21 protein-coding genes are annotated in these 20,400 nt (G+C 68.8%); 14 read left to right on the plus strand and 7 right to left on the minus strand.

Annotated features, from left to right (window positions below):
• Positions 1-5: 5 nt before the first annotated feature.
• On the plus strand, positions 6-1,769 hold the full coding sequence (locus tag ACFSXZ_RS31795) for an L-lactate permease (protein WP_449224297.1): 1,764 nt from the start codon (positions 6-8) through the stop codon (positions 1,767-1,769).
• Positions 1,770-2,077: 308 nt separating this feature from the next.
• Here the strand turns inward: ACFSXZ_RS31795 and ACFSXZ_RS31800 are convergent, their stop codons facing one another.
• The 3 genes from ACFSXZ_RS31800 to dinB all read right to left on the minus strand — a co-directional run bounded on the left by ACFSXZ_RS31800 (position 2,078) and on the right by dinB (position 4,703).
• On the minus strand, positions 2,078-2,263 hold the full coding sequence (locus ACFSXZ_RS31800) for a hypothetical protein (RefSeq protein WP_378269230.1): 186 nt from the start codon (positions 2,261-2,263) through the stop codon (positions 2,078-2,080).
• A 201-nt stretch (positions 2,264-2,464) separates the two neighbouring features.
• Positions 2,465-3,370, minus strand: a complete 906-nt coding sequence (locus tag ACFSXZ_RS31805) for an NAD-dependent protein deacetylase (protein ID WP_378269231.1) — start codon at positions 3,368-3,370, stop codon at positions 2,465-2,467.
• A gap of 85 nt (positions 3,371-3,455) precedes the next feature.
• Positions 3,456-4,703, minus strand: a complete 1,248-nt coding sequence (dinB, locus tag ACFSXZ_RS31810; RefSeq protein WP_378269233.1) for a DNA polymerase IV — start codon at positions 4,701-4,703, stop codon at positions 3,456-3,458.
• Between the two features lie 237 nt (positions 4,704-4,940).
• On the opposite strand from dinB, the gene ACFSXZ_RS31815 reads away from it, so the two are divergent.
• Positions 4,941-5,621, plus strand: coding sequence for an RNA polymerase sigma factor (locus tag ACFSXZ_RS31815; RefSeq protein WP_378269235.1), 681 nt, complete (start codon positions 4,941-4,943; stop codon positions 5,619-5,621).
• Positions 5,618-6,346 (plus strand): hypothetical protein, encoded by a 729-nt coding sequence (locus tag ACFSXZ_RS31820; protein WP_378269236.1) that lies wholly within the window; start codon positions 5,618-5,620, stop codon positions 6,344-6,346. The genes ACFSXZ_RS31815 and ACFSXZ_RS31820 overlap by 4 nt, the downstream gene beginning before the upstream one ends.
• 165 nt (positions 6,347-6,511) lie before the next feature.
• Here the strand turns inward: ACFSXZ_RS31820 and ACFSXZ_RS31825 are convergent, their stop codons facing one another.
• A complete protein-coding gene (locus tag ACFSXZ_RS31825; protein ID WP_378269237.1) occupies positions 6,512-7,078 on the minus strand; it encodes a DUF4383 domain-containing protein in 567 nt (188 codons plus the stop codon).
• A gap of 167 nt (positions 7,079-7,245) precedes the next feature.
• On the opposite strand from ACFSXZ_RS31825, the gene ACFSXZ_RS31830 reads away from it, so the two are divergent.
• The 11 genes from ACFSXZ_RS31830 (at position 7,246) to ACFSXZ_RS31880 (ending at position 15,026) form a co-directional block, all read left to right on the plus strand.
• Complete coding sequence (locus ACFSXZ_RS31830) at positions 7,246-9,540, plus strand: LuxR C-terminal-related transcriptional regulator (RefSeq protein ID WP_378269238.1); 2,295 nt, start codon at positions 7,246-7,248, stop codon at positions 9,538-9,540.
• A gap of 232 nt (positions 9,541-9,772) precedes the next feature.
• Entirely contained in the window at positions 9,773-10,360 is a 588-nt protein-coding gene (locus ACFSXZ_RS31835) for a hypothetical protein (RefSeq protein WP_378269239.1), read from the plus strand.
• 2 nt (positions 10,361-10,362) lie between these two features.
• Positions 10,363-11,478: an SRPBCC family protein gene (locus ACFSXZ_RS31840; protein ID WP_378269241.1), complete on the plus strand. Its 1,116-nt coding sequence runs from the start codon at positions 10,363-10,365 to the stop codon at positions 11,476-11,478.
• Positions 11,475-11,870 carry a gas vesicle protein GvpJ gene (gene gvpJ / locus ACFSXZ_RS31845; RefSeq protein ID WP_378269243.1) on the plus strand — a complete coding sequence of 132 codons (396 nt, stop codon included), beginning with the start codon at positions 11,475-11,477 and terminating at the stop codon, positions 11,868-11,870. Before ACFSXZ_RS31840 ends, gvpJ begins: the two co-directional genes overlap by 4 nt.
• Positions 11,863-12,630 (plus strand): GvpL/GvpF family gas vesicle protein, encoded by a 768-nt coding sequence (locus ACFSXZ_RS31850; RefSeq protein WP_378269244.1) that lies wholly within the window; start codon positions 11,863-11,865, stop codon positions 12,628-12,630. The genes gvpJ and ACFSXZ_RS31850 overlap by 8 nt, the downstream gene beginning before the upstream one ends.
• Positions 12,631-12,682: 52 nt before the next feature.
• Complete coding sequence (locus tag ACFSXZ_RS31855; RefSeq protein WP_378270073.1) at positions 12,683-12,880, plus strand: gas vesicle protein GvpG; 198 nt, start codon at positions 12,683-12,685, stop codon at positions 12,878-12,880.
• 6 nt (positions 12,881-12,886) lie between these two features.
• Positions 12,887-13,207, plus strand: coding sequence for a gas vesicle protein GvpO (locus ACFSXZ_RS31860; RefSeq protein ID WP_378269246.1), 321 nt, complete (start codon positions 12,887-12,889; stop codon positions 13,205-13,207).
• Positions 13,208-13,555, plus strand: a complete 348-nt coding sequence (locus tag ACFSXZ_RS31865; RefSeq protein WP_378269247.1) for a gas vesicle protein — start codon at positions 13,208-13,210, stop codon at positions 13,553-13,555. It abuts the gene before it with no gap.
• The gene (locus tag ACFSXZ_RS31870) at positions 13,548-14,354 is read left to right on the plus strand and encodes a GvpL/GvpF family gas vesicle protein (RefSeq protein ID WP_378269248.1); all 807 of its coding nucleotides are present in this window, start codon (positions 13,548-13,550) and stop codon (positions 14,352-14,354) included. Before ACFSXZ_RS31865 ends, ACFSXZ_RS31870 begins: the two co-directional genes overlap by 8 nt.
• Before the next feature lie 163 nt (positions 14,355-14,517).
• On the plus strand, positions 14,518-14,733 hold the full coding sequence (locus tag ACFSXZ_RS31875; protein WP_378269250.1) for a gas vesicle protein: 216 nt from the start codon (positions 14,518-14,520) through the stop codon (positions 14,731-14,733).
• Positions 14,734-14,741: 8 nt separating this feature from the next.
• Positions 14,742-15,026, plus strand: a complete 285-nt coding sequence (locus ACFSXZ_RS31880) for a gas vesicle protein K (protein WP_378269252.1) — start codon at positions 14,742-14,744, stop codon at positions 15,024-15,026.
• Positions 15,027-15,032: 6 nt separating this feature from the next.
• Here ACFSXZ_RS31880 and ACFSXZ_RS31885 read toward each other — a convergent pair whose 3' ends face one another.
• The 3 genes from ACFSXZ_RS31885 to ACFSXZ_RS31895 form a co-directional block, all read right to left on the minus strand.
• The gene (locus ACFSXZ_RS31885) at positions 15,033-16,766 is read right to left on the minus strand and encodes a GAF domain-containing sensor histidine kinase (protein WP_378269254.1); all 1,734 of its coding nucleotides are present in this window, start codon (positions 16,764-16,766) and stop codon (positions 15,033-15,035) included.
• Positions 16,767-16,866: 100 nt separating this feature from the next.
• Positions 16,867-17,958, minus strand: a complete 1,092-nt coding sequence (locus ACFSXZ_RS31890; protein ID WP_378269256.1) for an acetate/propionate family kinase — start codon at positions 17,956-17,958, stop codon at positions 16,867-16,869.
• Positions 17,959-17,979: 21 nt separating this feature from the next.
• Positions 17,980-20,358, minus strand: a complete 2,379-nt coding sequence (locus ACFSXZ_RS31895; protein ID WP_378269258.1) for a phosphoketolase family protein — start codon at positions 20,356-20,358, stop codon at positions 17,980-17,982.
• Between the last annotated feature and the right edge of the window lie 42 nt (positions 20,359-20,400).

The following is a 20,400-nucleotide window of genomic DNA, read 5'->3' on the forward strand; positions in this document are numbered from 1 at the left end:
GGTGAATGGTGTACAAGCAGGTTCTCGCTCCCTTGCTGGGCTCGCTCGGCTGGTCGTCGCTGGTCGCGGCGGCCCCGCTGATCGTCCTTTTCGTTCTGCTCGGCGTGGTCAGAATGCGCGCGTGGCTCGCGGCGCTGATCTCGCTCGCGGTGTCGGTGGTGGTGGCGATCTTCGTCTACCCGATGCCGGTGGGGGCGGCACTGCTGTCCGCCTCGGAGGGCGCCGCGTTCGGCTTCTTCCCCATCCTGTGGATCGTGATCAACGCGATCTGGATCTACACCATGACCGTCTACACGGGACATTTCGACGTGCTGCGGCGGTCCTTCGCGCGGGTCAGCGACGACCAGCGGATCCAGGGCGTGATCATCGCGTTCTCCTTCGGTGCCCTGCTCGAAGCGCTGGCCGGTTTCGGCACGCCGGTCGCGATCAGCAGCGTCATGCTCATCGCACTGGGCTTCAAGCCGTTGAAGGCCGCCACGGTCTCGCTGGTGGCCAACACCGCTCCGGTGGCGTTCGGCGCGCTCGCCGTGCCGATCACCACCCTCGCCACGGTGACCGGCCTGCCGCTGCAAAGCCTGTCCTCGATGGTCGGCAGGCAGACGCCGATCCTGGGCGTGTTCGTCCCGCTCGTGCTCGTGCTGATCATCGACGGCGCCCGCGGCGTCCGGCAGACCTGGCCCGGCGCGCTGCTGTGCGGCGTGGTCTTCGCGGTCACGCAGTTCGCGGTGTCCAACTACGTCAGCGCGCCGCTCACCGACATCGTCGCGTCGCTGCTCAGCGCGGGAGCGTTGGTGCTGTTCCTGCGGGTATGGCAGCCCACCCGGCCCGAGGAAGCGCTCGTGGAGCCCGGCGCGACCCGCGTCGCCGGTGCCACCGTCGCGGCCGGCACCGGAACGCCCTCGCTGGTCACCGATCGCCCGGCCACCGGCTCTGGCGGCTCTGGCGGTTCGGACGGCGGCACTGGCTCGGACAATGGCACTGGCTCGGACGGCGGCGCCGGTGGCGCCGACGCGGCCATTCGCGACAGCCGAGCCGAGGTGTTCCGCGCCTACGCGCCCTACCTGATCATCATCGCGGTGTTCGCGCTCGCTCAGGTGCCGGCGATCAAGGACGCACTGACCAGCGTCACGAAGACCTTCCACTGGCCGGGCCTGAACATCGTCTCGCCCAGCGGCAAGGCCTCCACCCTCCCGGCCTTCAAGTTCGACTGGCTGGACGCCGCGGGGACCCTGCTCGTCATCGCGGGGCTGCTGACCATCCCCGTGATCCGCATCCGGCCCGCCCGGGCGCTGCACGCGTACTTCGCCACCTATCGCCAACTCGCGCCGGCGATCGTGACCGTGATGGCCGTGCTCGCGCTGGCCTACGTGATGAACGCCAGCGGCCAGACCACGACACTGGGTACCTGGATGGCCGGTGCCGGCGGAATCTTCGCGCTGCTGTCGCCGGTCCTCGGCTGGCTCGGTGTGGCGGTCACCGGCTCCGACACCTCGTCGAACTCGCTCTTCGGTGGCCTTCAGGTCGTCGCGGCACAGAAGGTCGGCCTTTCCACGGTGCTCATGGCCGCCGCGAACTCCTCGGGCGGCGTGCTCGGAAAGATGATCAGCCCGCAGAACCTGGCCATCGCCGCCGCCGCGGTGGGACTCTCGGGCCGCGAGGGCGACCTGTTCCGCCGGGTCTTCCTGTGGAGCTTGGTGTTCCTGGCGGTCATGTGCCTGGTGGTCCTCCTCCAGTCCACCAGTTTGCTGTCGTGGATGGTGGTCGGCTGACCACGCTCCGACCCGCGAATCGCGTGCCGTAAAGCGACGGCGTGCAGGGCTGATCGGCTTCGGGCAGCATCGAGTCCCGGGCAGGCACGGGCTGCCTGCCCGGGACGGCCTCGCACTCCCATGGGTGAGGGCCCTCGATGGGGCGCGTTCATGTGCGCATGGTGTCCCGAGCCGCTTGACGTGGGACGGTTCGCTGGTGGTGGTGGCCTCGCACCGGATCTTTTCCGCCATGATCCGGTCTTCGAGGGAGGCGGTGTCCGGCAGGCTGGTGACGGCCTTGCGGATCGCCTCGACATGGCCTGGCGCGATCATCCCGTCGCCCAGGGCGTCGGCCACCACGGGAAGCGGGGGTCGATGCGGGCGCCGGTGGGTGTGACCGTGCCGCACAGGGCTTCGGCGTGGGCGACGATCCGCTGCGCCTCGGGGGAGCTGAGGTTGAACATCTCCCGCAGCAGCGCGGCATGGCGACCGTCGACGCGGCCATCAGCGACCATGCCGCGAACGAGGCCGCACTGCTGTCCGGGCTGTCCGAACGTCAGCCGGAATCCGCCTCAGCGAACGAATGGTCCTTTCGGTCCGTTTAAGATCACCCGCCTTTTCGGTGAGGGTGACCAGGAAGCCGCGACGCGGACCTCCACACCGGCCTCCTGACCATTTCGCCGACCCGGGCCGGACGAAGGCGCGAGAGGCGTCGTTCACCCGCAATCGAGGCGGGTGGCGAGATCGGTCAGGGCTTGCCCGAGTGGCAATTCGACGCGGACGGCGGCGTGGGTGTCGCCGCGGGTCGGGCCCTGGTTGACGATGAGCACGGGTTTACCGGACTTCGCGGCATGCCGGGCGAAACGAAGGCCCGACATGACGGTGAGCGAGGAACCGAGTACCAGCAAGGCTTTTGCTTCGTCGACGAGGCGGTAGCACCGTTGAACCCGTGATGGTGGCACGTTTTCGCCGAAGAAGACCACGTCCGGCTTGAGCAGGTCCGAGCCGCACGCGCCGCAGTCGGCGAGACGGAACCCGTGCACGGCTTCTTCGGCGAGTTCGACGTCACCGTCCGGATTGACGCGCGTGACCGCGCTCGCCGAGCCGCCGAAAGCCGAATCGCCGAAACCGGGGTTCGCGGCCCGCAGCCGGAGGTCGAGATCTTCCCGTGAACTGCTTCGCCGGCAGTCGAGGCACACTACCCGGTTCAGGCTTCCGTGCAGTTCCACCGCGTCGGAGGTGCCTGCCGCCTGGTGTAGTCCGTCGACGTTCTGCGTGATCACGGCCGACAGGTATCCGCCCGCGCGCAGGGCGGTGACGGCGCGGTGGCCGTCGTTCGGGCGGGCGCGGGAGATCGTCGGCCAGCCGAGGTGGCTGCGAGCCCAGTACCGGCGGCGCGCGTCCGCGCTGGCGGTGAACTCCTGGTAGGTCATCGGAGTGTGCCGGTGGAGGCTGCCTGACGGGCCCCGGTAGTCCGGGATGCCGGATTCCGTGGACAGTCCCGCCCCGCTGAGGACGGCCACCCGCCGCTCGCCGAGGACCCGCGCCACCTCGTCGAGGCTCGTGGTCGGCGGCGAGGGTGTGCCCGTCGCCGTCCAGGCGAGTGTCGGTCGCGTCCGCACGTCAGCGAGTTTACGTGGCCACGCCGCGTTCCCGCCGGGACCGGACCACAGGGGCCGGTCCGCGGGGGGACCCGCGGACCCGGGATCAGTCGGGCAGCAGCGGCACGGTGGGGCCCTCGTCGCGACCGAGCAGCGTGGCGCGGGTGATCGCGGCCGAGCCGAAGCGGTCACGCACGCTGTCCAGCGTCGAGTCGAGGTCGCCGGCGCCGCCGTCCAGGCCAACGGTCTCAAGGCCACGGCCCTCGAAGTCACGACCCTCGAAGTCACGGCCACCGAAGGGCAGCGTGAGCTGGACCGCGCCGACATCGTCCAAATTGGATAGTGCGACACCGATGAGGGTGAGCCCCGCGTTCTCGATCAGCGGCGCCGCGCCGGCCAGCAAACCTCGCGCGGTGGCCAGCACACTCTCGGTGTGTGCCGTGGCCATGGGCAAGGTGCGTGACCGCGTTGCCCTGGTGTAGTCGGCGAACCGGAACCGCACCGTGACGGTGCGGCAGACCCGCCGTGCGGCGCGCAGGCGGCGGGTGACGCGCTCGACGAGGGTGGTGAGGATGGCGTCGAGTTCACTCGCGGGGCGGGGCTTCCGGCCGAGCGCGCGTTGTGCGCCGATCGAGCGGCGGCGTCGGCCGACGCGGACCTGGCGAGGGTCTTCGTTCTGCGCCAGGGCGTTCAGATGGCGGCCCGCGCCGGGACCGAGCAGTGAGATCAGCGAGGCCTCGCCGTGCCGCGCGACTTCACCGACCGTGGTGATCCCCACGGCGCGCAGCTTCGCGGCGGTGACTTCGCCGACACCCCAAAGCTTTTCCACCGGCAGCGGATGCAGGAACGCCAGTTCGGCGTCGTGGGGCACGACGAGCAACCCGTCGGGTTTGGCCACCCCGCTGGCCACCTTGGCGAGGAACTTGGTCCTGGCGACGCCGACGGTGATCGGCAGACCGACCCGTTCGGCGACCGTGCGCCGCAGTCGCGCCGCGATCCGCGCGGGTGAGCCGGAGATCCGGCCGAGACCGCCCACGTCGAGAAACGCCTCGTCGATGGACAGGCCTTCGACCAGTGGCGTGGTGTCCTCGAACACCGCGAAGACCGCCTTGCTCGCCTCGGCGTAGGCCTTCATACGGGGTGGCACGACGATCGCCTGCGGGCACAACAGCCTCGCCTGGCTCGAGGACATCGCTGTGCGCACTCCGCAGGCCTTGGCCTCGTAGCTCGCGGCGAGCACGACGCCGGCCCCGACGATGACCGGCCGCGAGCGCAGCCGGGGCTCGTCCCGTTGCTCCACCGAGGCGTAGAACGCGTCGAGATCGGCGTGCAGGATCGGTCCTTCCTCCTTCACGAACGTATGTTCGCATACGGCACGGAAAAAAGCACGGGAAAAGGTGGGGAAAAAAGTCGACGAGAAAAGCGCGAAAAGTGCCGGTGGAACGCGCCCCGGAGCGCGGCGTGGAACCCGTGTGGCGGTGGGAAAGTTGCCATCCGAAGGGTGTGCTGTGGTGCTTGTGGCCAAGGGTTTTGCCGGGGCGACGGTGTGGTTGATGATGTCGCGGTCCGTCGGACGGGCGCGTGGAGGATGGTGACGGTTTTGGGTGTGGTGCGCGGTGCTCCGGACGAACCGGACGAGGATGCGCTGCTGGCCGCGCGGGCAGGAGACCAGGACGGGTTCCGCGTGTTGTTCCGATGGGTGCAACCGGGTTTGCTGCGGTATGTCCGGGCGCTGGTGGGCGAGGACGCGGAGGACGTGGTGGGGGAGACCTGGGCGGGGGTGGCGCGGGATTTCGGGAAATTCCACGGGAACGTCGAGGGTTTCCGCGCGTGGGTGGTGACCGTGGCGCGGAACCGGGCGTTCGATCACCTGCGCCGGATGCGCCGCAGGCCGATGGTGGTCTCCGACCTCGACGGGATCGACGGCCTGGACGGCCTCCGTGGGATCGGCATGATCGACGCCGCCGCGGGCAGGGGCGACACGGCCGGCCTGGCGTTGGAGGGCATGGGCACCGAGGCGGCGCTCAGATTGATCGCTTCACTCCCGCCTGACCAGGCGGAAGCCGTGTTGTTGCGGGTGGTGGTGGGTCTGGACGCGGGCGCGGCGGGAAAGGTGCTGGGGAAACGGGCGGGTGCGGTGCGCACGGCGGCCTACCGGGGGTTGAAGACCTTGTCGGCGCGCTTGGCCGACGCCGGCGCGTCCGCCGAATCCGCTGGTGAGGGCTGGGGTGTGACGGATTGGGCGGTCGCGGCGCTGAAAGAGATGAGATGAGTGGCAACCGGGGCCGGCGCCTGAGCCGGCGAGATGCGCGGCGGATCCTGCGCGGTGACCACACCGCGGCGGGACCGGCCTTGCGTGGCGTACTCGCGGCGGCGAGCGCTCCCACCGATACCGGCGAACTGGCCGGTGAGCGCGCGGCGATGGCGGCGTTCACCGCCTCCGTTCCCGCCGGTCCCGCCACCGCCCCGATGCCGGGAGGTGCACGCGGCTCGTCGAAAACCCCGAAATGGATCGGTGCGATCACCACCAGGGTCGCGGCCACCGTCGCGGCGGTCGTGCTGGTGGCGGGTGGCGGCCTCGCGGCGGTCGCGGCCACGGGCGGCCTGCCCGGTCACGGTGACGCGCCGCCGCGCCCGGCGCCCACCAGTGTCGTCCCTCAGCCCGAGGACACCACCGCTCCTGGCGGGGACGCCACGGCTCCTTCCGGGGAGGCCGGATCACCAGCACCCCAGCCGACGGCTTCGGCCGGTGAGGGCGGTTCCGACGCCATCCCCTCGCCCTCACCGGTCGGTCTCTGCCACGCCTACAGCGCCGGCGCCGACCACGGCAAATCCATGGACAACCCCACCTTCTCCGCGCTGATCGCCTACGCGGGAGGCAAGGACAAGATCGACTCCTACTGCGCCGCCGTGCTCGCCGCGCCGAACCCCGGCGACGGCCATGCCGGCAGCCATTCCACCCCCCAGCCATCTCATCACCCCCCAGAACGACGGTGACTTCAAACCCCCCACGAAAGTCACCGTCCGGGTGGCGGCCTCTACCTCCCCCCATGCCGGAGGCCGTCACCCACTTCCACCTGGCCGGGGGCCGGGTGGAAAGGCCGTGAGTGGAAGGCGCGACTCGGGGCCGCGCTTCCACTCACGGCCGCCCCTGCGCGGGCATCAGGCACCGGCGCGGAAGCGGCGGAGCAGGGGAGACAGGACCGGCCAGGTCGACGGCGACAGCCGCGGCGTGCCGGGTTCGGTCGCGGAGCCCGGTGGGGGCATCACGCGGACCGCGCCGACGTACAAGGCCTTGCGCGCGGGCAGGACCGCGGTGAGCAGCCCGGCGATCGCGATGACCAGGTGCAGCCCGTCGTCGGGGAGTTCGAGGCTGAGCGGGTTCCCGCGCTCGGCCAAGGGGTTCACCGGGATGAGGCCGTTGACCATCAGCCCCCACACGAAGAGCAGCCCGAAGCCCGCGAAGATCATCACGCCGTAAGCGCGCGCCGTGACCGATACGGTCGCTTCCACCAGCCCGAGCGCGCCGAAGCCGATATACACCAGCGCCCGTGCGCGGTTGAGGGTCAGGCCCGCCACGACCTCGTGGTTGCCGACGAGATCCCCGTTGGCCGTGCGCAGCAGGCCGATGGCGCCGAGGATCACGCAGAGCACCGCGATCACCGTGGCGAACACCTGCGCGGGCTGAAATCCCTCGAGACGGACACGGGCCTCTTGCGCACCGGTCATTGCGTGCTCCTCCAGGCTGGGGTGACCACCGCCATGTCATTACCCCACGCCCGGTGACGGTAAACAACGGTCCACAAGGGACAGTCAAGGGGCGGTGTCGGTTAATTCTTTTCCGCAGGTCATCCACGGTTCCGGGTGCGTATTGTCAGGGGGAGGGAATGCGGTGAATGATGACGGAATCGCGCTACGCGACCAGGCAACTCCCCCTCGAAATGACGAGTTTCGTGGGTCGGCGGCAAGAGACGGCGGACCTGAAGCACGCGCTTGCCGAGTCGAGGCTGGTGACTCTCGTCGGCCCGGGCGGGGTGGGCAAGACGCGCCTCGCCCGTCACGTCGCGGCGGAGGTACGGCGGTCGTTCCCGGACGGTGTCTGCCTGGTCGACCTGACGAACGTGCGGGAGCCGTCACAGGTCGCGCCCGAGGTGGCCCTGGCGCTCGATCTGTGGGAACGGGCGCGGCGCGATCCGGAGGCCGTGCTCGGCGAATTCCTCGAGGACAAGCACATGCTGCTCCTGCTCGACAACTGCGAGCACGTGCTCGAGGCCAGCGGGAAGCTGGCGGAGTCGATGCTCGCGGCGTCGCCGGAGCTGCGGATCCTCGCCACCAGCAGAGAACCACTGCGTAGCCCCAGCGAACAGGCCTGGCAGGTGCCGCCTCTGTCCCTGCCCGCGGCCGACGACCATGTGTCGCGCCGTCACGAAGCGGTGGTGCTGTTCGAAGAGCGGGTGGCCTTGGGCACGCCGGGCTTCCGGGTCACGCCGGAGAACGAGGACGTGGTCGGACGGCTGTGCCAGCGGCTGGACGGCATGCCGCTGGCGATCGAACTGGCGGCCGTGCGGATGCGGACGTTGTCCGCCGAACAGATCCTGGAGCGCCTCGAAGACCGCTTCCGGCTGCTCACCCAAGGTGGCCGTAGCTCGCCCGAACGGCAGCAGACGCTGCGCGCGGCGGTCGACTGGAGTTACGACCTGTGTACCCCTGTCGAACGCACGGTCTGGGCGCGGGCCGCGGTGTTCACCGGCGTGTTCGACCTGGAAGCGGCGAAGCGGGTGTGTTCGGGTCAGGGGTTGTCCCCGTCGCAGGTCGGCTCGGCCGTGCTCGCGCTGGTCGACAAGTCACTGCTGATTCGTGCCGAGAGCGGCAAGCGCGCTTACCGGATGCTCGAGACCATCCGTGAGTACGGCACCGAGCGGCTGGCCGAGTCCGGGGCCGAGCCGGATATCCGCCGACAGCACCGGGACTACTACCTCTGGGTGGCCGAATGGGCCGAGGTCACCTCGGTGGGGCCGCATCAGGACAAGCTCGCCAAGAATCTGCTGACCCAGCGGGAAAACCTGTTGTCGGCGATGGCCTACTGCTTCGACACCCCCGGTGAGGCCGCGGCCGGGCTGCGCATGGCCACGGCACTCTGGTACTGCTGGGCGGTCTGCGGTTATCTGCGCGACGGCCGGTACTGGCTCGACCGTGGACTCGCGCTGAACCGTGAGCGCAGCCACGAGCGGGCGTGGGCACTGTGGCTGTCCGGCTGGATCGCGCACCTGGAGGGCGACCACGAGCGCGGCGTGGCACTGGTCGACGAAAGCGGAGAGATCGCGGAGGCACTTCACGACGAGGAGGTGCTGGCCTTCGCCATCCAGTCTCGCGGAGTCCGGCAAATGAACGCGGGCGAGTTCGAAGCCGGTGCGCGAACGCTCGACGAAGCCCTGGCCAAGCACCGCGCCCGGGGCCGGTGGACCGGCCCTGGCCTGCTCACCTTCGCGCTGCGGGTGCAGGCCGCCGACCTCGCGGGTGACATCGACGGCGCGCTGACCCTGCTGGAGGAATGCCGGTCGATCTGTGCGCAGCTCGGCGAGCGCTGGGCGCTGTCCTGGGCGGAATGGAACGTCGGGCTCATGTGGTGGGTGGCCGGTGAGCCGGCGAAGGCCGCCGTGCACCTGCGGCGGTCGCTGCGGGACAAGGCGAACCTGCGCGACAAGTTCGGGATCACCTGCTGCGTCGAGCTGCTGGCCTGGGTCGCCGGTGCCGAGGGGGAAGTCCATCGGGCCGGTGTGCTCTTCGGCGCCGCGGGCAGGCTGTGGTCCTCGATCGGGGGCAAACTCGTCGGATCGGCGCCGATGGTCAAGTGGAGCCACACCGAGTCGGAGCGTGCCGAGGCGGCGCTCGGCCGTGGTGCGTTCGAAGTCGCGATCAAGGAGGGCAGGGCGCTCGAACTGGACGCGCTGGTCGACTACGCGCTGGGCACGAAGCGCACCGCGCCGAAAAAGCAAACGAAGACCTCACTCACCAAGCGTGAGCGTGAGGTCGCCGATCTGGTGGCGGAAGGGTTGTCCAACAAGGACATAGCCGCCCGGCTGGTTATTTCCCAACGAACCGCGGAAAGCCATCTGGATCATATCCTGGCCAAACTCGGTTTCACCTCGCGTAAACAGATCGCCGCGTGGGTGGCCGGGCAGCCGCGGTGACCGACCGTGTCGACGTGCTGACATTTCCGTTATTTCCCTTGTAGGGCAACGCTTTCGCGTTCCTGTCTGTCCATTGTGTTCAGTGTGACGACTAATTGATCATGATTGGCCTCATCGTCGGAAGAAATCATTGTTTCGGTCCCCTTCGACGTTTCACGCATTCGTGACCGGGGTATCAGAGGGAAACGAGTCCCGGAGGTCGCCGGGGATGCGCTCGTGTCAGGAGGAAAGCATGAAAACTGGAGGACGGATCGCTCTGGGTGTCGGGGCGGGTTACCTACTGGGGCGTACCCGCAAGATGCGACTTGCGTTGATGATCGCCGCGGCGGGCGCCACCGGCACCGTCGGTTCGCCGCGGCAGCTGGTGCAACGCGGGCTGAAACAGCTCGCGTCGAGCCAGGAACTGGGCAAGCTCACCGAAGTAGCGCGCGACGAGTTGATGAACGCGGCCAAGGCCGCCGCGGTCACCGCGGCGAGCAGTCGTATCGACTCGCTCAACGAGCGGTTGCAGGACCGGTCCTCAGGCGTCACAAAAGGCCTCGGGAAGGCGCGCGGCCGGCAGGAAGACTCGGAAGAAGGCACGGAAGAAGGCACGGAAGAGAACCCGGGAGACACCGCGGAGACCGAGTCGGGCGAGAGCTCGCGGTCCGCGCACGATGGACATCAGGAAACGCCGGCTCGTGGCCGCGATCGCAGACAGCCCGCGAAGAGAGCGACCAAGAGAGCCCGCTCCGCCGACGGCGGGGAAGACTCCCCGCGTCGTAGCAGCCGCACACGCACCAGTTCGACTCGGACCCCGGTGCGCCGGACCGGGAGGTGAACGTGGTCACGAAACAGGCTGGAAAGCAGCTCAAGGACACCGTCGGTGACACCGCCGGAAAGGCCGGGTCGGCGGCGAAGTCGGTGAAGGGCGCGCTCCCCACCGGCCAACTCGGGGACTCACTCCGGAACCTGGCCGGAACGATCACCACGCGGGCGGTGGAGTCGCTCACGGACAAGATCGGTTCGGCGACCGGGCGGCTCACCGACTTCGCGGACTCGGGCGGCTCCGGAGGACTGGTCAGCGCCTTGACCGGCGGTGCGCCGGGAATCAAGCGGAAGGCGATGCTCGGCGCCGTCAAGGGCGGCTTGTCAGGCGTGGTGGACAAGGTGAAGGACAGCGCGCAGGACCTGCTGCCCGGAGGCAAGAGTCGCAAGGGCAAGGACAAGCTGAAGGTCACCAACATCATCGAGTCGATCGATGTCGGTGTGCCGGTCGACCTCGCCTACGACCTCTGGACCCGCTTCACCGACTTCCCCAGCTTCATGAAGAAGGTGGAGAACGTCGAGCAGGAAAGAGACGAGAAGCTGGTGTGGAAGGCGCAGGTCTTCTGGTCGCACCGTACCTGGGAGGCGACCATCCTGGAGCAGGTGCCGGACGAGCGGATCGTGTGGCGGTCCAAGGGCGCCAAGGGACACGTCGACGGCGCGGTCACCTTCCACGAACTGACCCCGGATCTCACGCGCATCGTCCTGGTCCTCGAATACCACCCGCAGGGCATGTTCGAGCGCACCGGGAACATCTGGCGCGCTCAGGGACGGCGTGCGCGACTGGAACTGAAGCACTTCGCGCGGCACGCGATGACGCACGCGGTGCTGCACCAGGACGACATCGAAGGCTGGCGCGGCGAAATCCGCGACGGGAAGGTCGTCGACCAGGGCGAGGAAGAAGGCGAACAGCCCGAAGGGCCCGGCGAGTCCGAGGACGAGGGCCGCTTCGAAGAGGACCAGGGCAGCGAGAACGAGGAGCCCGAAGAGGACGAGGACGAGCTCGACCAAGGCGAGGAAGAGCTCGAAGAAGAACCCGAAGAAGAGGAAGAGCCCGAAGAGGAATCCGAGACGCCGCGCCGCCGGACGGCCCGCGCGGGGTCCGGAAGAGCGCGAGGAGGGAGCCGATGACCACAGCGATCCAACCGAGCGGCGGAGGAGGTGTCGCCGGTGGAGGCGGGAGTGGCCCGACCGGTCTGGCCGACGCGATCGACACCATTCTCGACAAGGGCCTGGTGATCGACGCCTACGTGAGGGTGTCACTGGTCGGAATCGAACTGCTGACCATCGACGCCCGCGTGGTGATCGCCAGCGTGGACACCTATCTGCGGTTCGCCCAGGCGGTCAACCGGCTCGAAATCTCCGACACCAAGCAGAAGGGCTTGCCGGATCTGCTCGAAGACGTGCAACGCGGTGGCGCGCGGTCCAAGACCTCGGGTGTGCTGGAAGCGGCCGGCGACAAGGTGAAGGACTTTCTCAGTGAGGTCGGGGAAAAACAGCGCAGCGGAGGGGACGATGACTGAGACGACCGAACAGAAGTCGGCCACCGCGGTCTACGTCTACGGGGTGGTACCGGCCGATGTGGAGGCCGAGTCCGAAGCCCGTGGGGTCGGCGACGCCGAGGTGAAGATCATCAAGCACGGCGATATCGGTGCACTGGTCAGTCCGGTGAGGACGGACGAATCCCTTGGCACGCCGGAGGATCTCACCGCGCACGCGGCGATCCTGGACGGCACGGCGACCGTCGCCCCGGTGTTGCCGATCCGGTTCGGCGCGGTGCTGACCGACGAGGACGCCGTGGTCGACGAACTACTGGCCGAGCACCACGACGAGTTCGCGGAGGCGCTGGAGACGCTGGAGGGCAAGGCTCAATACGTCCTCAGAGGACGGTACGAAGAACGTGCCATCCTGAACGAGATCCTCTCCGAGAACGAGCAGCTCGCCCAGTTGCGCGAAGCGATCCGGGGAAAGTCCGAGGACGCCACCCGCAACGAACGCATCGCACTCGGCGAGCAGATCAACAACGCGATCGCCGCCAAGCGGGACGCGGACACGCGGCGGGCGGCCGAATTGCTGGATCGGCTCGGCCTGCTCATCAGCGTGCGGGAGCCGACCCACGAAGAGGATGCCTTGTACATCGCGTGTCTCGGTGAGACGGCGAAGCAGGGCGATCTGGAAGAGGCCGTCGACGAACTGGCGAAGGACTGGGAAGGCAGGGTGAACCTGCGGCTGCTCGGCCCGCTCGCGCCCTACGACTTCGTCGTCACCAAGGAATCAGGGTAGGTGGCCGGCCGTGTTGGGCGCGATTCTCGGCCTGCCGTTCGCACCGGTGCGCATGGTCATCTGGCTGGGCGAGACGATCCAGCGACAGGTGGAGGACGAAATGCACAGCCCCGCCGCGGCGCGGCGTGAGCTGGAAGAGATCGAACGGGCGGCCGAAGCCGGCGAGATTTCCGAGGAGGAAGAAGCCGAAGCGCAACGGCGCGTGCTCGGGCGCATGACCGGCCGCCCCACGGAGAAGGAGGAAGGATGATGGCCGATGGCGACGGCGAAATCGCGAAGTAGGCCCGAGCGCGAGCCCCCGAACGACAGCGAAGAGCTGCCCGCGGCCACGGTCGCCGGGCAGGCTCGCGACCAGGTCGGCGAGCTGACCGGCAAGGAGGTCGTCGGTGTCACGTCGGTCCAACCGGTCGAAGAGGGCTGGCTGGTCGAGGTCGAGGTGCTGGAGGAACGGCGCATTCCGTCCACTTCGGACATGCTCGCGCTCTTCGAGGCGGAGATGGACTTCGACGGGAACCTGCTCGCCTACCGTCGTACCAAGCGTTACCCCCGCGGCCGGGTGGACGGGAGCGGATCCTGAATGACCAGTATCCAACCGAGCACGCAAGCGGGTGGCCTCACCGGGGGCGGTAACCACCAGGCCTCCAACCTTGGCGACATCCTGGAGCGGGTGCTGGACAAGGGACTCGTCATCGCCGGTGACATCCAGGTCAACCTGCTCGACATCGAACTGCTCACCATCAAGCTGCGCCTGGTGATCGCGTCACTGGAGACGGCCAGGGAGGTCGGCATCAACTGGTGGGAGCACGATCCCTGGCTGAGCGGCGACAGCAGGAAACTGGAGCTCGAAAACAAGGAACTGCGGGAGCGCGTCGCCGAACTGGAGGGGACTTCATCGCAGGCGATCGAAGGCGGCGACGATGCCTGAGACAAGTACCGGGACGACTACCACGACAGGATGCTGGCTTTATGCCGTGACCCGTGAGGTGGACCGTCGCTCACTCGAATCCTCGGCCGGTGTCGCGGGCGAGCCGTTGCGGACGGTCGAGAGTGCGGGCCTGATCGCCGTGCTGGGCACCGTCCCGCTGGATTCCTTCGGGGAAGAGGCATTGCACCGCAACCTGGAGGACCTCGACTGGCTGAGCCGGGTGGCGCGGGCCCACGACGCCGTGGTGGACAAGGTCGCGCGGCGGAGCGCGGCGGTACCGTTGCGGCTGGCCACCGTCTATCTCGACGACGAACGGGTCCGGGCCACGCTCGAAGCGCGTGAGCGGGATTTCGCCCGGGCGCTCGACCGGGTCACCGGACGGACCGAATGGGGTGTCAAGGCACTGGTGGAGCCGTCGCACGGAGGCGAACCGGAACTCGCCGCCAAGGGATCCGGCCAGGCCAAGCCGGGAGCCGGCGCGGCCTACCTGCGGCGCCGCCGCGAGCAGATGACCGCTCGGGAACAGGGTGAGCGGGTCGCCGTGGAGCAGGCCGAACGCGCTCACGCGGTCCTCGCCCGGCTGGCCGCCGCCAACCGCCTGCACCCGCCGCAAAGCCGTCAGCTCTCGGGCGATACGAACCCGATGATCCTCAACGCCGCCTATCTCGTCGACGAGGCGGCGGCGCGCGAATTCACCCGGGCGGTCGCCGCGCTGGACGACGAACTCGACGCGATCCGGCTCCAGCTCACCGGGCCGTGGCCGCCGTATTCCTTCGCGGCGCTCGAGGAGACCCCATGACCAATTCAAGTCGCGGCAGCCGAGGTAACCACCGAGCGCGCCATTTCTTGCCGCTATCGGGGCGGCAGGGCGCCAGGCTGGTTTACCTGATGTGCGCTGCCAAACGGCGCCCTGTCGACACGATCGCGGGGGCGCGCAAGCTCGCGGAGAAAGCAGAGACCCCATGACCCTGTCGGGAGTCGAAGCGCACGAGCCGGTTCCGGCGTCGATGGCGAACCGGAACGTTTCCCTGGTCGACCTGCTCGACCGGGTGCTGGCGGGTGGGGTGGTGATCAGCGGCGACCTGGTCCTGTCGATCGCCGATGTCGACCTGGTCCGCATTTCGTTGCGCGCCCTGTTGTCCTCGATCAGCGTCCTGCAACCGTCTTCGGAGACATGACCGGAACCATGACCGAACCACGCAAGCGCATCAACGCCGACCCGGAGTCGACGGAACGCAGCCTCGTCAGCCTGGTGCTGACGGTGGTGGAGTTGTTGCGTCAGCTCATGGAAAAACAGGCCCTGCGAAGGGTCGATCGTGGCGACCTCACCGACGACCAGATCGAAGCCGTCGGAATCACCCTGATGCGGCTGGAAGAACGCATGGACGAACTGGTCGACCATTTCGGGCTGACCCGGGAAGACCTCAACATCGACCTGGGGCCGCTCGGCCCGCTGCTGCCTCGCGACTGATCTTCCTCACGGCAGGGGCGCGCGCCAGAACAGGCGGGTGCCGCCGCCGTCGAGTGCTTCCACGACCAGGGTCCCGCCGGCCTGCTGGGCGCGCTCACGCAGGTTGTGCAGACCACTGGTGGCGACGCTGTCCGGAATGCCCCTGCCGTTGTCGGTGATGTCGATGGCCAGGTCGTCCTCGACCGAGACGGTGATGGTCACGGCGGTGGCTCCGGCATGCCGGAGCACGTTGCTCACGCCTTCCCGGATCACCGCTTCGGCGTGGTCGGCCAGTTCCGGCGACACCACGCCGAGCGGGCCGGACATCCGGATCGTGGTGCGCACGTCACCGGACGAGGTCATTTCCGAGATGACGTCGTTGAGGCGACGGCGGAGCTTCGTGGTGCCTTCGAGGCCGCCGTGCAGATCGAAGATGGCACTGCGGATCTCGCCGATGATGCTCTGCACGTCCTCGACCGCGCCGCTGATCCGGCGGCGCGTGTCGGCTCCCCGGGTGCGCATCGAGGTGCTCTGGAGGGACAGGCCCAGCGTGAACAGGCGCTGGATGACGTGGTCGTGCAGATCGCGTGCGATGCGATCGCGGTCGGCCAGCACGTCCAGTTCGTGCAGGCGCCGTTGGTCGGCCGCCAGTTGCAGGGCCAGCGCGGCCTGGTCGGCGAACGACGCGGCGAGGGGTAGCTGACCGGCGTCGAACGGGTCGGCCCCATGCCGGCGCGCGGTGACCAGTACCCCGGAGACGGTGTCCCCGGAGACACGCAGCGGCAGCACCATCGCGGGCCCGAAGGGCCTGCCGAAACCCGGGCACAGCGCGTCGCCGCTTTCGGCCGGGCTCAGCGGGGTGGCGTCACGGAAGGCGACCCCGCACGTGGTGCTGTCGACCGGTATCCGCCGCCCGGTGAGCGAATCCGTTTCCAATCCGGCCGCGGCGGTGACGATCAGTGTCTCGACCTCGGCCGGTGTCAGTTCGGGATCGCACGGCTCGGCGAGGAACGAACAGTCGGCCCCGGTCAGCGCCAGCGCCCGGTTCGCGACCAGGTGCAGCACTTCGGCGGGATCGGCCGCGGCCAGCAGTTCGGCCCGGATTTCGCTCGTGGCTTCCTGCCAGTGCTGGCGTAGCCGGGCTTCCTCGTACAGTCGTGCGTTCTCCACCGCGATCCCGGCCGCGGCGGCCAGCGCCTGCACCACCACCTCATCTTCCTCGGTGAAGGGCTGGCCACCCGCCTTCTCGGTGAGATACAGGTTGCCGAACACCTTCTCGCGCACCAGCACCGGTACGCCGAGGAAGGTATTCATGGGCGGGTGATGCGAGGGAAAGCCGGAAGAGGCCAGGTGCTGTGACCGGTCTTCCAAGCGCATCGGCTTCGGCTGCTGGATGAGCAACCCGAGCAGCCCGTGTCCCTCCGGCAGGTCCCCGATCGCCCGCCGGGTCCGCTCGTCGATGCCTTCGTAGACGAATTCGGACAGGCCCTTGCCGTCGGCGTTGAGCACGCCGAGCGCCCCGTAACGGCAGTCCACCAGGTCGATCGCCGCGTGCACGATCCTGCGGAGGGTGGTGTCCAGCTCGAGGCCGCTGGCCACCGCGAGCATCGCTTCCAGCAGGCCGTCCATCTGGTCGCGGGTGTCGACCATCTGTTCTATACGATCTTGTACTTCGCGCAACAGCTCACGCAACCGTAGCTGAGACAAAGTGCCCCGCAGGGACGGCGCGTTCCCATGCCCTGCGCTCTGGTAACCGGGCATGCCTCCAATGTCGCACCGCGACGGTCATTCGGCCACCTCAGCGCGTCACTATTTTCGCAGGTGAGCGCCTGTCACGTCGTCACCGCCCCGGAGCGCGGGATCAAACGGTTTCACGGGTGTGGCGGGCGATTTCGAGGTCCTCGCGGGCAGTGACCACGAGGGTGCTCACCTTGGCATCGGGTGTGCTGATGACGCAGTCTCCGGCGGCACCGTGGTTGAGGGAGTCGTCGATGGTGACGCCGAGGTAGTCCAGGCCGGCCGTGGCGGCGGCGCGGACTTCGGGGCTGTGTTCACCGACACCGCCGGTGAACACGAGTGCGTCGAGGCCGCCCAGTGACGCCGTCATCGCGGCGATTTCCCGGCGCAGCCGGTGGATGTAGACGTCGAAGGCGAGCCGCGCGTCGGGCTGTCCTTGCGCGGCTTGGCGGATGAGGTCGCGCATGTCGCCGCTGCCGCCGCTCAGGCCGGCGAGACCGGATTCGAATTCCAGCGTGTGCGACAGCCGGTCCGTGTCCACGCCCGCGTGCTGTTGCAGCCACAGCACCAGGCCCGGGTCGACGCTGCCGGTCCTGGTCGCCATGACGAGCCCGGCCAACGGCGTGAATCCCATGGTGGTGTCGACCGAACAGCCACCGGAGACCGCCGCGAGCGAGGCGCCCGCGCCGAGATGGCAGGTGACGGTGCGCAGCGCGCCGACCGGACGATCCAGGAGTTCGGCGGCGCGGCGGGAGGCATAGGCGTGGGACAAACCGTGGAAACCGAAGCGGCGCAGACCCCATCGCTCGTTCCACTCGCGGGGCAGAGCGTACGTCGCCGCGGCGCGCGGCATCCCGGCGTGGAAAGCGGTGTCGAAGCACGCCACGGCCGGGATGCCGGACAGGACCTCCGCCACGGCGTCGATTCCGGCGACCCCGCGCGGCTGGTGCAGTGGCGCGAGTTCGGTCAGGTCCGCGATCCGCCAGCGGATCTCGTCGTCGAGGACGACCGGCTTTCCGAAGATCGTTCCACCGTGGACGATCCGGTGTCCCACCGCGTCCACGCGCGGAAGGTCACGCGCGAACCGCGCCAGTCGTGTGGTGTCTTCGGCGCCCGCCCAGTCGTCCAGGTCCAGCGACGCCACTGTCTCGTCCTTGTCGTCGAGCAGTCGGACCTTCAGGCTGGACGACCCGGCGTTGACCACCAGTACGTACATGACCCCGTGCCTCCAACCGACTCAGTAGGGCCAGGCCCAGTCGCGGACCTCCGGCAGATCCTCACCGTAGGTGCGGACGTACGCACGGTGACGGGTGCGCTGGTCGAGCATCCGCTGCCGCAGCAACGCGGTGCGCACACCCAGCTCCGGCACCCGGTCGAGCACGTCGACGACCAGCTGGAAGCGGTCGACATCGTTGAGCACCCGCATGTCGAAGGGCGTGGTGGTGGTGCCCTCCTCCTTGTAGCCGCGCACATGGATGTTGTCGTGGTTGGTGCGGCGGTAGGTCAGCCGGTGGATCAGCCACGGGTAACCGTGGTAGGCGAAGATCACCGGACGGTCGGTGGTGAACAGCGCGTCGAACTCGCGGTCGGACATGCCGTGCGGGTGCTCGCCGGCCGGTTGCAGGCGCATCAGGTCCACCACGTTGACCACCCGCGTGCGCAGCTCGGGCAGTTCCTGACGCAGGATCGCGGTCGCGGCCATCACCTCCAGCGTCGGCGAGTCCCCGGCGCACGCGAGCACCACGTCCGGCTGGCCACCGTCTTCGGTGCCCGCCCACTCCCAGATCCCGGCCCCGCGGGCCGCGTGCAGCACCGCCTGCGGCATCGGCAGCCAGTCCGGCGATTCGTTCTTCCCAGCCACGATCACGTTGACGTAGTCGCGGCTGCGCAGGCAGTGGTCGGCGACCGAAAGCAGGGTGTTGGTGTCCGGCGGCAGATAGACCCGGATGACCTCGGCCTTCTTGTTCATCACGTGGTCGATGAAGCCGGGGTCCTGATGGGAGAAACCGTTGTGGTCCTGCCGCCACACGTGCGAGGTGAGCAGGTAGTTCAGTGACGCGACGGGCCGCCGCCACGGCAGCCGTTTGCTGGTCTTGAGCCACTTGGCGTGCTGGTTGAACATCGAGTCGACGACGTGGATGAACGCCTCGTAGCAGGAGAACAGGCCGTGCCTGCCGGTCAGCAGATAGCCCTCCAGCCAGCCCTGACACAGGTGTTCGGAAAGCACCTCGACCACGCGCCCGTCGCGGACCAGATGTTCGTCGACGTCGAGGATCTCACCTTCCCACTGCTTTCCGGTCGTCTCGTAGACGGCATCGAGGCGGTTGGAGGCGGTCTCGTCGGGACCGAAGAGGCGGAAGTTGCGTGCGTCGGCGTTGGCGCGTATCACTTCGCTCAGGTAGCGGCCGAGCGCGCGCGTGGGCTCGGAGACCGAGCCGCCGGGTTTGGCCACGTCCACGGCGAAGGCGGTGAAGTCCGGCAGGCGCAGCGGACGCAGCAGCAGGCCGCCGTTCGCGTGGGGGTTGGCACCCATCCTCCGGTCTCCGTGCGGGGCCGTGGCGGTCAGCTCGGGGACCGGGCGGCCGTCGTCGTCGAACAACTCACGCGGGCGGTAGGACCGCAACCACTCCTCGAGCATCGCCAGATGCTCCGGGTTCTCCCGCACGGCGGCCAGCGGCACCTGATGGGCCCGCCACGTTCCCTCCACCGGTACACCGTCCACAATGGAGGGACCGGTCCAGCCTTTCGGGGTGCGCAGCACGAGCATCGGCCACGACGGACGCTCGGTCCGGCCGCCGGAACGTGCCTCGTCCTGGATCCGCCGGATGTCGGTGATCGTGGCGTCCAGCGCTTCGGCCATCGCACGGTGCATGGTGGCGGGGTCGGAACCGGTGACATAGCGCGGCCGGTAGCCATAACCGCGCAGCAGCGAGTCCAGCTCTTCCTGGGGAATGCGGGCGAGCACGGCCGGGTTGGCGATCTTGTACCCGTTCAGGTGCAGGATCGGCAGCACCGCGCCGTCGTGCACGGGGTCGAGGAACTTGTTGGCGTGCCAGCTGGTCGCCAGCGGCCCGGTTTCGGCCTCGCCGTCGCCGACCACGCAGGCCACCAGCAGGTCCGGGTTGTCGAAGGCGGCGCCGTAGGCGTGGGCCAGCGAATAGCCGAGTTCGCCGCCCTCGTGGATCGACCCGGGCACCTCGGGCGCGACGTGGCTCGGCACTCCGCCCGGGAACGAGAACTGCCGGAACAGCGTGCGCATCCCCTGCTCGTCGCGCGGCACCTCCGGGTAGGCCTCCGAGTAACTGCCTTCCAGCCAGGTGTTCGCCAGCATCGCCGGCCCGCCGTGGCCGGGCCCGATCACGTACATCGCGTCGAGGTCCCGCCCCCGGATCACCCGGTTGAGGTGGGCGTAGACGAAGTTCAGGCCCGGCGTGGTGCCCCAGTGGCCCAGCAGCCGCGGCTTGATGTGCTCGCGTCGCAACGGCTCCCGCAGCAACGGGTTGTCCAGCAGGTAGATCTGGCCCACCGACAGGTAGTTAGCCGCCCGCCAGTACGCGTCGATGCGCCTGATCTCGTCGTTCTGCCGCCTGCTGTCCGACCCCGTATCCAGCGACACGCCGTCCTCCGTTCCGCTCGGTGCACCCAAGGGCTACCCCTT

The sequence above is a fragment of the Amycolatopsis pigmentata genome, assembly GCF_042684065.1.
Classification (GTDB): Bacteria; Actinomycetota; Actinomycetes; order Mycobacteriales; family Pseudonocardiaceae; genus Amycolatopsis_E; species Amycolatopsis_E pigmentata.

Excerpts from the sequence above, each read along its gene's own strand:
- ACFSXZ_RS31860 (WP_378269246.1), top strand. The coding sequence starts at position 12,887 with ATGGCGACGGCGAAATCGCGAAGTAGGCCCGAGCGCGAGCCCCCGAAC.
- ACFSXZ_RS31795 (WP_449224297.1), top strand. The coding sequence starts at position 6 with ATGGTGTACAAGCAGGTTCTCGCTCCCTTGCTGGGCTCGCTCGGCTGG.
- ACFSXZ_RS31865 (WP_378269247.1), top strand. The coding sequence starts at position 13,208 with ATGACCAGTATCCAACCGAGCACGCAAGCGGGTGGCCTCACCGGGGGC.
- gvpJ (WP_378269243.1), top strand. The coding sequence starts at position 11,475 with ATGACCACAGCGATCCAACCGAGCGGCGGAGGAGGTGTCGCCGGTGGA.
- ACFSXZ_RS31855 (WP_378270073.1), top strand. The coding sequence starts at position 12,683 with ATGGTCATCTGGCTGGGCGAGACGATCCAGCGACAGGTGGAGGACGAA.
- ACFSXZ_RS31835 (WP_378269239.1), top strand. The coding sequence starts at position 9,773 with ATGAAAACTGGAGGACGGATCGCTCTGGGTGTCGGGGCGGGTTACCTA.
- ACFSXZ_RS31870 (WP_378269248.1), top strand. The coding sequence starts at position 13,548 with ATGCCTGAGACAAGTACCGGGACGACTACCACGACAGGATGCTGGCTT.
- ACFSXZ_RS31820 (WP_378269236.1), top strand. The coding sequence starts at position 5,618 with ATGAGTGGCAACCGGGGCCGGCGCCTGAGCCGGCGAGATGCGCGGCGG.
- ACFSXZ_RS31830 (WP_378269238.1), top strand. The coding sequence starts at position 7,246 with ATGATGACGGAATCGCGCTACGCGACCAGGCAACTCCCCCTCGAAATG.
- ACFSXZ_RS31850 (WP_378269244.1), top strand. The coding sequence starts at position 11,863 with ATGACTGAGACGACCGAACAGAAGTCGGCCACCGCGGTCTACGTCTAC.
- ACFSXZ_RS31875 (WP_378269250.1), top strand. The coding sequence starts at position 14,518 with ATGACCCTGTCGGGAGTCGAAGCGCACGAGCCGGTTCCGGCGTCGATG.
- ACFSXZ_RS31825 (WP_378269237.1), bottom strand. The coding sequence starts at position 7,078 with ATGACCGGTGCGCAAGAGGCCCGTGTCCGTCTCGAGGGATTTCAGCCC.
- ACFSXZ_RS31880 (WP_378269252.1), top strand. The coding sequence starts at position 14,742 with ATGACCGAACCACGCAAGCGCATCAACGCCGACCCGGAGTCGACGGAA.
- ACFSXZ_RS31890 (WP_378269256.1), bottom strand. The coding sequence starts at position 17,958 with ATGTACGTACTGGTGGTCAACGCCGGGTCGTCCAGCCTGAAGGTCCGA.
- ACFSXZ_RS31885 (WP_378269254.1), bottom strand. The coding sequence starts at position 16,766 with ATGCCCGGTTACCAGAGCGCAGGGCATGGGAACGCGCCGTCCCTGCGG.
- ACFSXZ_RS31800 (WP_378269230.1), bottom strand. The coding sequence starts at position 2,263 with ATGGTCGCTGATGGCCGCGTCGACGGTCGCCATGCCGCGCTGCTGCGG.